Source organism: Streptomyces sp. NPDC086023, from assembly GCF_044540325.1.
In the GTDB taxonomy this organism is placed as follows: domain Bacteria; phylum Actinomycetota; class Actinomycetes; order Streptomycetales; family Streptomycetaceae; genus Streptomyces.
The window spans coordinates 17,704-29,493 of sequence record NZ_JBITRX010000018.1; the positions used below are offsets into that span (position 1 = coordinate 17,704).

General features: G+C 72.2%; 16 protein-coding genes and 1 pseudogene. All 17 read left to right on the plus strand.

Going from position 1 to position 11,790, the window contains the following annotated elements; all coding sequences use genetic code 11:
* Positions 1–17 precede the first annotated feature (17 nt).
* The 17 genes and pseudogenes from ACIF6F_RS29150 (at position 18) to ACIF6F_RS29230 (ending at position 11,784) form a co-directional block, all read left to right on the plus strand.
* Complete coding sequence (locus ACIF6F_RS29150) at positions 18–800, plus strand: ParB/RepB/Spo0J family partition protein (protein ID WP_399953174.1); 783 nt, start codon at positions 18–20, stop codon at positions 798–800.
* Complete coding sequence (locus tag ACIF6F_RS29155) at positions 797–1,306, plus strand: hypothetical protein (RefSeq protein WP_399953176.1); 510 nt, start codon at positions 797–799, stop codon at positions 1,304–1,306. Before ACIF6F_RS29150 ends, ACIF6F_RS29155 begins: the two co-directional genes overlap by 4 nt.
* Positions 1,260–1,862: a hypothetical protein gene (locus ACIF6F_RS29160; protein ID WP_399953178.1), complete on the plus strand. Its 603-nt coding sequence runs from the start codon at positions 1,260–1,262 to the stop codon at positions 1,860–1,862. The genes ACIF6F_RS29155 and ACIF6F_RS29160 overlap by 47 nt, the downstream gene beginning before the upstream one ends.
* A 27-nt stretch (positions 1,863–1,889) precedes the next feature.
* Entirely contained in the window at positions 1,890–2,141 is a 252-nt protein-coding gene (locus ACIF6F_RS29165; protein ID WP_399953181.1) for a hypothetical protein, read from the plus strand.
* A gap of 294 nt (positions 2,142–2,435) precedes the next feature.
* Positions 2,436–2,615, plus strand: a complete 180-nt coding sequence (locus ACIF6F_RS29170) for a hypothetical protein (RefSeq protein ID WP_399953184.1) — start codon at positions 2,436–2,438, stop codon at positions 2,613–2,615.
* Positions 2,616–2,788: 173 nt separating this feature from the next.
* A complete protein-coding gene (locus ACIF6F_RS29175) occupies positions 2,789–3,226 on the plus strand; it encodes a hypothetical protein (RefSeq protein WP_399953187.1) in 438 nt (145 codons plus the stop codon).
* 449 nt (positions 3,227–3,675) lie between these two features.
* Entirely contained in the window at positions 3,676–4,026 is a 351-nt protein-coding gene (locus ACIF6F_RS29180; RefSeq protein ID WP_399953189.1) for a hypothetical protein, read from the plus strand.
* A 16-nt stretch (positions 4,027–4,042) separates the two neighbouring features.
* Complete coding sequence (locus ACIF6F_RS29185; RefSeq protein ID WP_399953192.1) at positions 4,043–4,462, plus strand: hypothetical protein; 420 nt, start codon at positions 4,043–4,045, stop codon at positions 4,460–4,462.
* Positions 4,463–4,611: 149 nt separating this feature from the next.
* Positions 4,612–5,541: a hypothetical protein gene (locus tag ACIF6F_RS29190; RefSeq protein ID WP_399953195.1), complete on the plus strand. Its 930-nt coding sequence runs from the start codon at positions 4,612–4,614 to the stop codon at positions 5,539–5,541.
* A 211-nt stretch (positions 5,542–5,752) separates the two neighbouring features.
* Positions 5,753–6,772: pseudogene (locus ACIF6F_RS29195) on the plus strand (MFS transporter); the annotation flags it as partial.
* Between the two features lie 270 nt (positions 6,773–7,042).
* The gene (locus tag ACIF6F_RS29200) at positions 7,043–7,540 is read left to right on the plus strand and encodes a hypothetical protein (RefSeq protein WP_399953479.1); all 498 of its coding nucleotides are present in this window, start codon (positions 7,043–7,045) and stop codon (positions 7,538–7,540) included.
* A gap of 134 nt (positions 7,541–7,674) precedes the next feature.
* Complete coding sequence (locus tag ACIF6F_RS29205) at positions 7,675–8,094, plus strand: hypothetical protein (protein WP_399953198.1); 420 nt, start codon at positions 7,675–7,677, stop codon at positions 8,092–8,094.
* Complete coding sequence (locus ACIF6F_RS29210; protein WP_399953201.1) at positions 8,091–8,951, plus strand: hypothetical protein; 861 nt, start codon at positions 8,091–8,093, stop codon at positions 8,949–8,951. The genes ACIF6F_RS29205 and ACIF6F_RS29210 overlap by 4 nt, the downstream gene beginning before the upstream one ends.
* A 23-nt stretch (positions 8,952–8,974) precedes the next feature.
* Positions 8,975–9,682: a hypothetical protein gene (locus tag ACIF6F_RS29215; protein WP_399953204.1), complete on the plus strand. Its 708-nt coding sequence runs from the start codon at positions 8,975–8,977 to the stop codon at positions 9,680–9,682.
* Positions 9,683–9,718: 36 nt separating this feature from the next.
* On the plus strand, positions 9,719–10,468 hold the full coding sequence (locus ACIF6F_RS29220) for a hypothetical protein (protein ID WP_399953207.1): 750 nt from the start codon (positions 9,719–9,721) through the stop codon (positions 10,466–10,468).
* A 116-nt stretch (positions 10,469–10,584) separates the two neighbouring features.
* Positions 10,585–11,340 carry a hypothetical protein gene (locus ACIF6F_RS29225; protein WP_399953210.1) on the plus strand — a complete coding sequence of 252 codons (756 nt, stop codon included), beginning with the start codon at positions 10,585–10,587 and terminating at the stop codon, positions 11,338–11,340.
* 36 nt (positions 11,341–11,376) lie between these two features.
* A complete protein-coding gene (locus ACIF6F_RS29230; protein WP_399953213.1) occupies positions 11,377–11,784 on the plus strand; it encodes a hypothetical protein in 408 nt (135 codons plus the stop codon).
* The last annotated feature ends 6 nt before the right edge of the window (positions 11,785–11,790 follow it).

Below are 11,790 nucleotides of genomic sequence, written 5' to 3' on the forward strand. Positions count from 1 at the left end.
CCACCGCCCTCTTCCCCATGCTCGATGAAGAGGAACTCCAGGCCCTTGCCGACAGCATCCGCGAACTCGGCCTGCTCCACCCCATCGTTCTAGACCCCACCGGCCGCGTCCTCGACGGCAGAAGCCGCCTGCGGGCCTGCGAACTCACAGGCACTGAAGCGGCATTCACCAGCTACGACGGCGACGACCCTCGGGCCTACTCCCTGGCGGTCAACAGCCGCCGGCGCCACCTGACCAAGGGGCAGCTCGCCATGATCGCCGCCACCGCCTGTTCAGTTTCTGAACATCCAGGCCGTTCAGAGACTGAACAGACGGCCCGTTCAGTTTCTGAACAGGCCGGGGTCTCCCTCGCCCGGATCGGACAGGCCCGCACCGTCCTGCGCCACGCCTCCGATCTCATCGACCGCGTGATCTCCGGCGTCGTATCGCTGGACGATGCCTATGCGACCGCTCGCGAGCGCAAGGCGCAAGCCGACTCCCACGAATCACAGCTCGCTCGGCTGCGTAAGGAGGACCCCGAGCTTGCCGACAGGGTGGTGGAAGGCGAACTGACCATCCAGGGTGCCTGGGCGGAACACAAGGCCCGCCTTGAGGAAGAGGTACGCCAGCGCCGGGTAGCCACGCAGCTGCTGTGCGAGATCGTGCCGGCTCTCGCGCAGATCCGCGGCAGCCGCACCTTCAACCAGTACGACCCCGAACTCGCGCTGCCGGGCCGCCCTGTCACCCGCGAAGTGATCGCATTCGCCTCCGAGGCGCTCGCCGAGATGGCGACCGTGTGGAAGGAGCGTGACCTGCCGTGAAGCGTGTCTCCGACCCGAAGCTGCGCCAGCTCGCCCTCGACGCGGCTCATGAGGCAACCACCGACGTCGGCCGCATGCACACCAACGACATGCTCGACATCCTCTGCGGGAAGCTGGACAAGCATCCGGACTTGCACAGCGTCCTGCTCAGGAAGGCGGCGCAGGGCGCGCTGCGCGATCTCGGCGAGCGCCGCAGCCCCCGTCGCAACCGCACTACCGGCGGGCTCTACCACCCAGAGAGCATCATGAAGCTCGGCCATGGGGTCTGGGTGTGGATGAAGGATGCCACGTTCACCGACATGACCGCGTGGGGCCGTGTCGCCGCCCAGAACACGATCCGGACGATCACAGCGGACGGGGCGAAGCAGAAGTACGTCTTCGAGCGCACCGACGCGTTCCGGCAGAACCCGTCCTTCGAACGCCTCGCCCCTCTGGAAGCAGCCGTCTTCGACTACAAGCATGTCTCCTTCGACGACCTCGACGTCGAAGACGACTGGGCCGCGTAACGTCCGCGCCCCGGACCCGAAAGTCTCCGCCCTGAACCCCGATTTCGAGCTGTACGACAACGTCGGCCGCGACGCCGAGCAGATCCACTCTCACTCGACCGGGTCTACCACTGCGGCTGACCTGGACCGGTGGGCGCGGAGGGATGCCGCTGGCCTCCTGGCCCGCCACCGCTTCCCTGAACCGCCCCTCGATGCCCCCGACCTGCGTCCCTACCTGAAGGCCCTGGACGAGGCAGCCACACCTGTCGAGGCCGCTGTCGTCACCAGTGCCGTGCTCAACGCCTCTGAAGCGTTCGTGGGCGCCCTCAGCGACTACCTGCTCGCCGCCGGCCACCGCTACGAGCACAGCGAGCGGTCCTCGGCCGACTCCCCGCGCAAGGCGGTGTGGAGGGCTGCGAGCGGTCTGCTGGCCTCCATGGGCGAGGCCGCTCGCGCCGTCGAGATCACACTCCGCCAGGAGTACGACACCCCGGCACGACCGGGCAGCCACCTCGGGCAGCAGCCACCGGCTCCTCCGCCGACCCCCTCGTCCGGCCCTGCAGCGCCCCGCCGCTAGAACCCCATGACAGGAGGCAGCACGCACATGCTGCACCACCCCGTGAGCATCCACGTCGGAGCCCACACCGCCGCACGGATGACCCAGCCGCGCACCGACCCCGTCCACCGCCTGCTGTGGGGGCGTGGATTCTCCTACTGCTCCCGCCTGAACGCCTACGTCGCACCGTCGGAACTTCCCGTCGAGCAGCAGGAGCATCTGGTGCACCGGGCCGTCCACGCCCTCACCGCACTCGGCTATCCGGTCGCCCACTTCCACCACCCGCAGCCGGGCGTCTGACCCGCCCGGCCGGCCAACCCGGAGCCACCCTCTGCCCACACCGTTCACGCCCGCTCCCGCGGCCCCGGGCCCGGACACCTGACCACCCCTTCCGATCCGGACGGCCGATACGCCTACGGCCTGCTACTCCTCAGCCTCACCGATCGTCTGAGCGGCGCCCCGGACCCTGACCGCGCCGCCGCTCTCGTCGACCAGATCCTCGACCCCGCCGACGGGCTGCTGGCCCGTCTCGCCGACTTCTTCGAAGCCGCCGGGGAGAAAGCGAAGGAGTCCGAGGCCGACGACTCCTTCGACTTGGGCGCCGACTTCGAGGAGGCCGCCGCCCAACTCCGCGACGTCGGCGAGACCCTGCACGATGCCACCGAGCGCATGAGAGCCCTCGCCCCCACGCCCTCGTCCGTGCGCGCCCCGCGCTCCCTCGGCTCCGCCGTCCCCGTCGGCACCGCCCGGCCCATACCCGGCCGCTCCCGCTGACCGCCTACCCACGTCCTCCGGAGGATCCCCTGGCCACCCGCTCCTTCATCGCCCGCCCCACCGACCCCGGTGGTTACGAGGGCATCTACGTCCACTGGGACGGCTACCCCAGCCACCACCTGCCGCTCCTGCTGGCCGCCTACCAGCACCGCTTCGCCGGCGACCTCGACGCCATGACCCGCCACCTGATCGACGACGTACCCGTCGGCTGGTCCGCGCTCGGCACCGACCTCCTCGACGGCGCTCCCGACGAGCTGGTCACCGCCCTCACCCGCGGTGAGCGGTACGCCAGCGACCACCTCGACGTCATCACTCCCGACGGATCACCTCCCACCCGCATGACCGTGCGAGATGGGCAGGCATCCGGCCTGGACTGGGGCTACGTCCTCTACGACCAAGGCATCGAAGTCATCAGCCTCCGCGAAGAACAGCGCGGCCCCGTCGTGGGATGGGCGACCGACCCCCGCACCCGGTTCAGCGACCACCCGGCGCTGTGGCAGCCGACTGGGCCGGTCCCCGGCCGCCCGCCCTCGCCGGCTCCAAAGCTGGCCACCAGCGCCGTGCCGCCCGCCGCCGCCCCGGCCGCCACCACGCACGCCACACTCCGCTGACCCGTAAGGAGCCCGCCTCTGTCCGGCCAGTTCGTTCTCGGCAGCCACCCGCAGTACGGGTACGTCGCCTCCTCCACCGGTATCCCCCACCACATCAGCCAGTGGTACCTCACCCGCCTCGGCTTCCAGCCGCTCCACGGCCTGCACGGCGTCTACCTGCTCACCACCTCCGGCCACGACGGTCCCCGGCGCACCCGCCAGGCCGTCGCCAGCCTGCGCGCCAGCGGCTACCCGGTCCACGCCGACTACTCCCTCGACCCCGCCAACATCCCACCGGAGCAGAACGCCCCGGCACCGGACCCGCGCGCGTGGTACCGCACCACCGTGGCCCAGGCCGCCGCGGTCCGCTCCCCGCAGTACCGGCCCGCCGCTCCCGGCCGCCCCGCGCCCGCTGCCTCCACCGGGCTGCCGACGAACGCACCAGCAGCCGCCGGGCCGGGGCGAAGCCGTTGACGAAGGACACCGCGATCATCTCCATCACGCGCGGCAGGGGCGGACAGGTCGAGGCCGAGGGCCCCATCGACGCACTGGCCTCCGCCCTGCTGGACCGTGCCGGGTTCATCAGGCAGCCCACCCTGCGCGCCACCTGGCACCGGCTCCCCTTCGACATGGGCGAGGACTGGGAGAACGAACACGCCTCCTACGCAGCCGAGATGCTCCGTGCCGCCCGCTACGCGACCCGCCTCGACCCCGCTCTGACCCCCGACGACCGTCCCGCACGGAACAACACACGCCAGGGCGCCGGCGTCTGCCTCATCCCGGCACCGGCTGCGCCCGCAGCGGTGCCCCGTACCCGCTGACCACCAGGACCTGCCCATGACCACCACCCCAGAGCCCGACCGCGGCCTGCCTTCGCCCAGCGAGCTGCGCCGCCAGGCCCGCACGGAGGCCAGCCCTTTCCTCGACCTTCTGGAGCTGCCAGATCCCGCCGACGCCCTTCGGGACTGGACACGCCGACTGGCCGCGGCCGAGACGCCAGCCCAGTTCCACATCCTCGTCGACACCGTGACCGGCACCCACGACAGCACGCTGCTGGCCCTGCGGGACTTCCTGCTCACCGCCGGCACCTGGTGCCGAGAGCACGGACACCCCCGGCTCGGCGAGCGCTACCAGCGCACCAGCGACCACCTCGACGTCGCCGACCGGCTCCTTCACCAGCTCGGCATCGACCACCTCGCCGCCACCTGGCCCCGCCAGGCACCCACCGCCCCCTCCCCAGGAAGGACACCTCACTGAACTCGGCCGAGATCAACCTCTTCACCAGCAAGCACGACGGCATCGTCGCCCTCGTCACCGGCAACAACTGGCGCTGGGCCCGCAAGATCCTGCTGGTCGCCGGATTCACCAAGGACGGCGACGGCAACTACGTCCTGCCCCTGGACAACATGCCCCGGATCCGCAAGGCCCTGACCGACGTCCACGAACTCGCCCGCGCCTGCCAGATCAAAGTCACCGCCACCCACCAGCCCTACGTCGGCGACTTCGCCCGGGACATGGCCGAGCACCTGCCCGGCCAGTGGACCGTGAAGGTCGAGAACTACTCCCTGCCCCTCTGGCAGGAGGACCTGGCAGCCTGTGTGTGGGACACCAGCCCCCAGCCTGGTGCCGAGTTCTACGGCCCGCTGCTGCACACCGTGAACAAGCGCCGGGTGCCATGGGCAGCCGTGCTGAGCAGCGACACCGGAGTCGAACTCGCCGTCGTCCAAGCCCCCGACGACGCCAGGTACCAGGTCGGCGCGCTCGCCCCCAGGGACATGTACCTGGATGAGGGGGTGGTGCCGCCGCGCAGCATCACCGTGCAGCCCTCCGCTGTCACCGCAGCGCGCCGGGTCGCCTCCGTGCTGCTGGCCGAATACCGCCGAGCCGTCCTGCAATCCCACCTCAACCACCTGGCCGATGACCTCGCCTGGGCACAGGAGGCGTTCGAACCCGGCACCGTGCAGAGTCCGCCACAGCCGGACCTGGCCGCCGCTTTCACGCGCTTCACCACGCACGCCCCTGGCCTCATTGCCGCCGTGCGGCAGGCCTCCCCCGGCACTGTCGGCGCGCAGGAGGTGGCGTTCGTGGAGCGCATGGACGCCGTCTTCGGTACCCGGCCACCCGGCAGCGGCCCGGACACGCCTGCGGCGGTCCCCGCCGTTGATCCCCTGGCGCTGTGGCTGATGGAAGGAAGCGAGCTGATCGGCCTGGCCCGCACGGCCCACCCAGCGCTCACCCCAGCACCGGCCGCCGCCGTGCGCAGCTCTGCGGCCGTTGCGAGCGCTCTTCCAGCTGCCCTGCCCCCACGGGCCGGGGCCGTCCCCGGCCGCCGATAGCCCGACCTTCCTGACCCCGCGGTCGCCGTCCTGCCCCCGTACCGCATCCCGGCCCCCCGCCACCTCCGGGCGCCGACCGCCCCGGCACTGACCACGACCCCGGATAGCGGCCGCCCCGCCAACCAGCGCGATGCCCGCCCGACGCCGGTAGCGGCCCGGCCCAGCTCCTCAACCTCATCTCGCACGCCATCTGACGGAAAGCCCTGCCCTGTTGACCCTGGCCGCCACCCCGACCGCCACCCCGCCGCCTGCCACGTACGGTGCCGTTCTCGGCAGCCGGCACGTCGCCCGCCTGCTTGCCGGCACCCTGACCGGTCGCCTGCCCAACGGCATGGTCCCCGTCTCCCTCGTCCTGTGGATCACCGCAGCCGGGGGGAGCCTTGCCTTCGCCGGGATGCTCGCCGCCCTGTACGGGCTGGCGTCGGGGCTGTCCCAGCCGGTCAAGGGCCGGCTCATGGACCGGTACGGGCAGACCCGCGTCTCGGCCCCGGCGGTGCTGGTCAACTCCGGCTGTCTGCTCGCCCTCATCTGGATCGGGGCGAGCGGGCACCCGGCCGCCGTCACTGCGGTGGTCGGCGTGGCGGGGGTCTTCACGCCGCCTCTGGAGGCCGGGCTGCGGGCCCTGTGGCCGAGCGTGCTCACTGACCCCGGACAGCGTCGCGTCGTCCAGGCCCTCGACACCGGCTCCCAGGGACTTCTCTACATCGCGGGCCCGCTGCTCGCCTCCTGGCTGGCCACCGCGTACGAGCCCGATGCGGCGCTGGCCGTGACCGCCGTACTGGGCCTGGCCGGCACCGTCGTGGTGCTGACCGCCGCCCCGTCGCGGACCTGGCACCCCGCCGCCCCCAACAGCGGGGCGGCGGGCAGCGGGCGGCTGATGAACACCGCCCTCGTCCTTCTGTTCCTGGCGCTCGCCGGAACCGGCTTCACCCTCGGCGCGATGAACGTGTGGGCCGCAGGCATGGCCGCCACCCACCACCAGCCCCTGCTGTCCGGAGTGCTGCCCGCGGCGTTCTCCACCGGGTCGTTCCTCGGCGGCCTGATCTACGCGCGCAGGGCCTGGCCGGGCACGACCACCACCCAACTCCTGGCCACCAGCTCCCTGTTCCTCCTGGGCTGGCTGCCCCTGCTGGCCCAGCCCGGTCCCCGCCCCGCGATCGGGGTCGCCCTCCTGCCGGGACTGTTCCTCACCCTGGTCATCACCTGCGGATTCCACACCGTGGACACACTCGCCCCCGCCTCCCGCACCACCGAGGCCTACGCGTGGCTGATCCTGTCCGTCGGCGTCGGCCAGGCCGCCGGAACCGCACTCGCCGGAACCCTCGCCGACCACCCGCAGACGCTCGCCGCACTGCCCGCAGCGGGAGCCGCCACCGCCCTGCTCGTCCTGCTCCTGGCCCGCCCGAAGCTCGGGCCCGGACGCCGACCCGGACGCCACCGCCGCCCCCGGGCCACCCCCCGTTCGCACGCGAACTCCCTTGCCTCCGAAGGAGATACCCCTATGGCTGTACGCACCACATGGCAGACCGTCCACAGCTGTGGACACGAAGTCACCCACGACCTGTCCGACCGCCCCGCCGACCGGCGGGCGTCCTTCGCCCGCTGGCTCGCAGGCCGCGACTGCACCGACTGCTGGAAGGCCGCCCGCGACAACGACACCGCGTCGAAGGAAGCCTGGCTGGCCGCACGCCGTACCGAGGAACAGGCCGCCGCGAAGGCGTGGACCGAACAGTTCGACATGCCGCCCCTGGAGGGCCCCGAGCGTGCCCTGGAGTGGGGCGAGCGCTCCCGCTACCAGCTGGCCACCGCCGCCTACACCGCGCTGGTCACCGAAGGTACCTGGGACGAGGCGGACTGGGCCGTACTGGAGGAGAAGGTCCGCACGGTCACCCGGGCCGGATGGTGGATCGACCAGAGGGAAGCCGAGGGTACCGACCTGCCGGAACTGCTCGACGCAGCAGGCGAAGCGGACCGCGGCACGGAGAACCCGTTCCGGTGACCGCCGAGCCGGGACGACGACAGGGGCGGACACGTATAGCGGACGATCCCCGGTTAGCCAAACCGGGGATCCTCCAGACCATTGAAAGTGCTGGCCCCGCCGCCAGCCGTGCTCTTCACAGAGAGGATTTTGCCGTGCCCGAAGCCGTCTCCCGTGACGCGCGCATACCCGCCGACACCATCACCCGCGACCGGGACATCACCCACGCCCATTTCGCCCCTGGCGACCAGATCGTGGTGATCAAGGGCGTCGCGGACGGCGAACTGTGGGGCGACGCGATGACGGTGGTCACCCCGTCCTGGCACACCCCCACCGAGGAGGACGGATGGCGGCTGCGCGACCCCAACGGCGGCGCGCTGTCCTTCATCACCGGTCACCCCCGCTACCTCGTCCACCTCTCCAAGCGCTGCCCGGACTGCCTGATCTACCAGCGCGCCCTGGCGGACTACCTGCTGCCAAAGATCAACGGGACCAAGCCCGTGGACGTCGGCTGGTACTCCATCGTGGACCACAACCAGCTTGTCCACGACGCAGACAAGCGGAGCGCCTGGTGATCGCCCGCCTGCACCGCCGGCAGCACACCGCCGAGGCCGCGCTGGGCAACGCGCTGGAGCGTCCGGTCAGCTTCACCCGCGAACTCAGCCACCGCATCGTGGCGTCCTGGGACCGGCTGGACCTGCGCTCCGAGTTTGCCGAGCGGGAGGGATGGAGCGAGGCCCAATGGGCCGCGCACCTCAGCCAGGCACAGCCGCGCTCGGCGGCGGGCGATTCGCCTCGTTTCCTTCATTTCGGCATCCGGCTGCACCGCATGGACCGGCCGCTCGCCCCGGCGCAGTGGTCGGAGATCGCCCATCGCCTGGCCCGCACCGCGGGCCTGGCAGCGCCTGCGGACGGCGAGCCGTGCCGGTGGATTGCTCTCCAGTTCCACCACGGGCGCCTGGATGTGATCGCCAGCCTGGTCCGCGAGGACGGGACCCTGACCCGCACCCCGAGGCGGCTGGCCGAGGAACTCGCCCGGCAGACCCGGATCCTCGAGTCCGAGTTCGACCTCACTCCCGCCCGGCCCCCGGCCGCCCGCGAGGAGCAGGTGATCGCCGACCCCCTGGTCGCCGCGGAAGCCACGCCCGCGCAGATCGCGGAGCAGATCCGCGCCCTCACCGACGAGGTGAACGGCAGCCTTGCCCAGGCCCGGCGCCTGGCCGAACAGGCCGGCCACCAGCTGGCGACACGGCCCGAGGTGTACGCCCGGCGCGGCGCGCACCAGCTGGAGTGGGCCGCCGGGCGTCTGTACGGGCTCCTCCACGACCTCGAAGGCACCGCCGAGACTCTGGCCAACCCGCCCGCACTGCTGCGCAACGCCCTGGTCCGCTCCACCCGCCGCCCCGCCCGCGCGGCGCGGCGATCGCGCTGATCCCACCCTCGAAGGGAGCCTGTTTGCCCCTGGCCGAACGCCACCTCGCCCTGCGGCGCGACCCGCACTCCGGTGAAGTCCTCGCCCGCGGCGGCGACGCCGGCGCCCGCAGCATCCTTGAGCGCACCGGCTTCGTCCCCGTCATCCGCTACCACGACCGCTACCACCGGCTGCCGGAGAACCTCGGCCGGGCCGAGGAGGAGCGCCTGGCCACGCGCGCCGTGGCCCGCCTGCAGGCCGTCGGCTACCACGTCGAGGCGGACACCGCTTTCGCCACCGAACACCGTGAGCCGTACTTCCTGCCCCTCGGAGCCCAGGTCGCGCACCTCGCCGCCCGTATCCGCGAAGCCGAATCCACCGAGGACGTCGCGGCAGCCCTGACCGAGCTGACCGCCGACCACGACGGCATCCTGCCCGCCCTGGCCGAAGTCCTGTCCGCTGCAGCCGACTTCTACGAGCACCTTGGCGGACCGGCCGACCGCTACACCGCGAAGCGACTGCGCTACCTGTCAGGGGAGCGGCTCGCCGTCATCGACGCCGACCTGCGCACCACGCGCAACGAACTCGCCGACCGGCACATCACGCACCCCCACCGCAGCACCTGCACCGGCGAGGTCGGTCCCGGTGAGGCCGAGGCGTCAACCGTCTGTCCCTGCCCTGTCCCGGTCACCGCCCCGCGGCCCTCCGCACCGGCCGCGCTGCCGCCCGTCCCCGCCGGCCGACACCGCTGACCCACCACCTCCCGTCCCGCCTTGAGGAATCCATCCATGCCCGCCCACCGCCACGAGGAGCTCGGTGCCTTCGCCGCGATCCTCACCCAGCTCCTGCCCGGCGCCTGGACCCACCAGCTCCGCCGGCACACCGCCCACGACGACCAGTTCTTCCTCACCTCCGACGTGTGGGACATGAACCAGGTCGCCGAAGCCATCGTCACCACCACCCTCACGCACGACGCCATCCTGACCCGCGACGATGGCCTGCGCCTGTTCCTCATGGACCACCCCCGCCACGAGGACACCTTCCTCATCGCCGCCATGGCCCCTGCGGACACGGCAGCCGAAGCCTTCCGCGGCGTACCCGAGCCGGACGGCATCGCGATATCCGATGACCCCGAGCAGGCCGCCGACGCCATCACCACCCGCCTCCTGCCCCGCTACGAAACCGCCCTCGCCCACGTCCGCGACAACGCCGCCCGCCTCACAGCCACCGCGGCCGGGCCGCACACCATCGAGATGACCTGGACCGAGGACGGCTCCCTCACCGCCGCGGCCACCAGCGACAAGTCCGCACAGATCCTGGCCGCCAACGGATTCATCCACGACCCCGACCGGCAGACGTACGTCCTCTCCGGCGACGACACCGCCGTCCAGGCCCGCCACGTACGCACCGCCGGCACCCAGCTCGCCGCCCTCGGCATCGGCGTCACCCTGCGCCACCCCGCCGCCCACCCCGCCATCGACACGACCCCCGTCCCGGTCCCACGCCAGCACACGGCGGGCAAGGCCCGGTCCCGGTGAAGAAGCCCGATGGCTCGCCGGACCCCCGCACGAACCTGATCGCGGCGGTGGATTCCTCCCGCACCCGCTGATGCCCTGGGCCCCCGCCGCGTCCTTCCCTCCCGCCCGAGGAACCCATGCCCCCCGCACGCCCCGACCTGGCCGCCTACGCCGGCGCCCTCGCCACCCGGCTGCCCGGCCCCTGGACCACCACCTACAGCCGCAACGCCGCCTACGCCGACCAGCTCCCCACCACCGCGGCAGTCTGGGACGCCGGCGCCGTCGGATACGCCGCGTCCAACTACGTCCTTCACCACCAGGCCGTGCTCGCCCGCGGTGACGGCGCACGCCTGCTGCTCTTCGAGCGTCCCCTGCACCCCCGCCAGTTCATGGTCGGCGCCCTGGAGCCAGAGGCCCACCACGACGCCTTCCACGGCGTGACCGAACCCAACGGCATCAGCGTCCCCGCCGACCCCGCCCGAGCCGCCGCCCAGGTCGCCCGCCGCCTGCTGCCCCGCTACGAGGACGCCCTGCGCCAGGTCCGGCACAACACCGCACACCCTCCGCCGCGGCGGCCGGCACCACCCGTGATCACCGGAATGGTGAGCATCGCCTGGTATCCCGACGGCGTAGTCGGCGCCGTCACCGGGGCCCGCGCCGCCACCTCCGCCCTGTACGGCGCCGGGTTCCAATTCCACCCCTACCAGCGGATGTTCCTGCTCCCCGCCTCCCTGGGCGACCGCGAGCAGATCGCCCGCATCGACATGGCCGCCCAGCACCTGGCCCGCATCGGCGTCGGTGTCACGGTGCGACCCGCCCCGGCCGCCACTCCCCTGACGCAGCCCGCCCCCCGCCCGGCCCTGCCGACCGCCGCCTCCGCCCCAGGCCACTGACCCCAACCCCGTCCCCCTTTTGAAGGAGTCCCCGCCTTGGGCAATCTCGCCGATGAATCCGGCACCGACGTCGAGATCTACCGCCGGGCCTTCACTCCCGACGCCATCCACATCGTCAGCCGCACCGACGCTCCCGAAGAACTCCTGGCGCTCCTCGACGGCGCGGGCCTGGAGCGCAAGGCCGAGGCCATCTACACCTGGCACGAAACCCCCCAGGGCCTGAGCGAAGCCGGACAGAAGCAGCTGGTCACCCGCGCCGTGCTCCCGCTCCTGATCGCCGACTACAAGGTCAACATCGACCCCGACGTCTACGACGTGACCGCCTGGGCGCAGACCCTGCGCGAGCACCGCACCGCGCAGGCACAGGCCCAGGCCCAGGCCTCAGGAACGCCGGCCCCTCCGCCCCCGGGCCCGGCAGGCCCCCACCCGGGCCGTACCCGCTGACCCCCA

What these genes read in the sequence shown, in the direction of transcription:
- ACIF6F_RS29150 (WP_399953174.1), top strand. Translation starts at nt 18, where the DNA reads ATGCTCGATGAAGAGGAACTCCAGGCCCTTGCCGACAGCATCCGCGAA.
- ACIF6F_RS29160 (WP_399953178.1), top strand. Translation starts at nt 1,260, where the DNA reads ATGTCTCCTTCGACGACCTCGACGTCGAAGACGACTGGGCCGCGTAAC.
- ACIF6F_RS29165 (WP_399953181.1), top strand. Translation starts at nt 1,890, where the DNA reads ATGCTGCACCACCCCGTGAGCATCCACGTCGGAGCCCACACCGCCGCA.
- ACIF6F_RS29175 (WP_399953187.1), top strand. Translation starts at nt 2,789, where the DNA reads ATGACCCGCCACCTGATCGACGACGTACCCGTCGGCTGGTCCGCGCTC.
- ACIF6F_RS29185 (WP_399953192.1), top strand. Translation starts at nt 4,043, where the DNA reads ATGACCACCACCCCAGAGCCCGACCGCGGCCTGCCTTCGCCCAGCGAG.
- ACIF6F_RS29190 (WP_399953195.1), top strand. Translation starts at nt 4,612, where the DNA reads ATGCCCCGGATCCGCAAGGCCCTGACCGACGTCCACGAACTCGCCCGC.
- ACIF6F_RS29200 (WP_399953479.1), top strand. Translation starts at nt 7,043, where the DNA reads ATGGCTGTACGCACCACATGGCAGACCGTCCACAGCTGTGGACACGAA.
- ACIF6F_RS29220 (WP_399953207.1), top strand. Translation starts at nt 9,719, where the DNA reads ATGCCCGCCCACCGCCACGAGGAGCTCGGTGCCTTCGCCGCGATCCTC.
- ACIF6F_RS29225 (WP_399953210.1), top strand. Translation starts at nt 10,585, where the DNA reads ATGCCCCCCGCACGCCCCGACCTGGCCGCCTACGCCGGCGCCCTCGCC.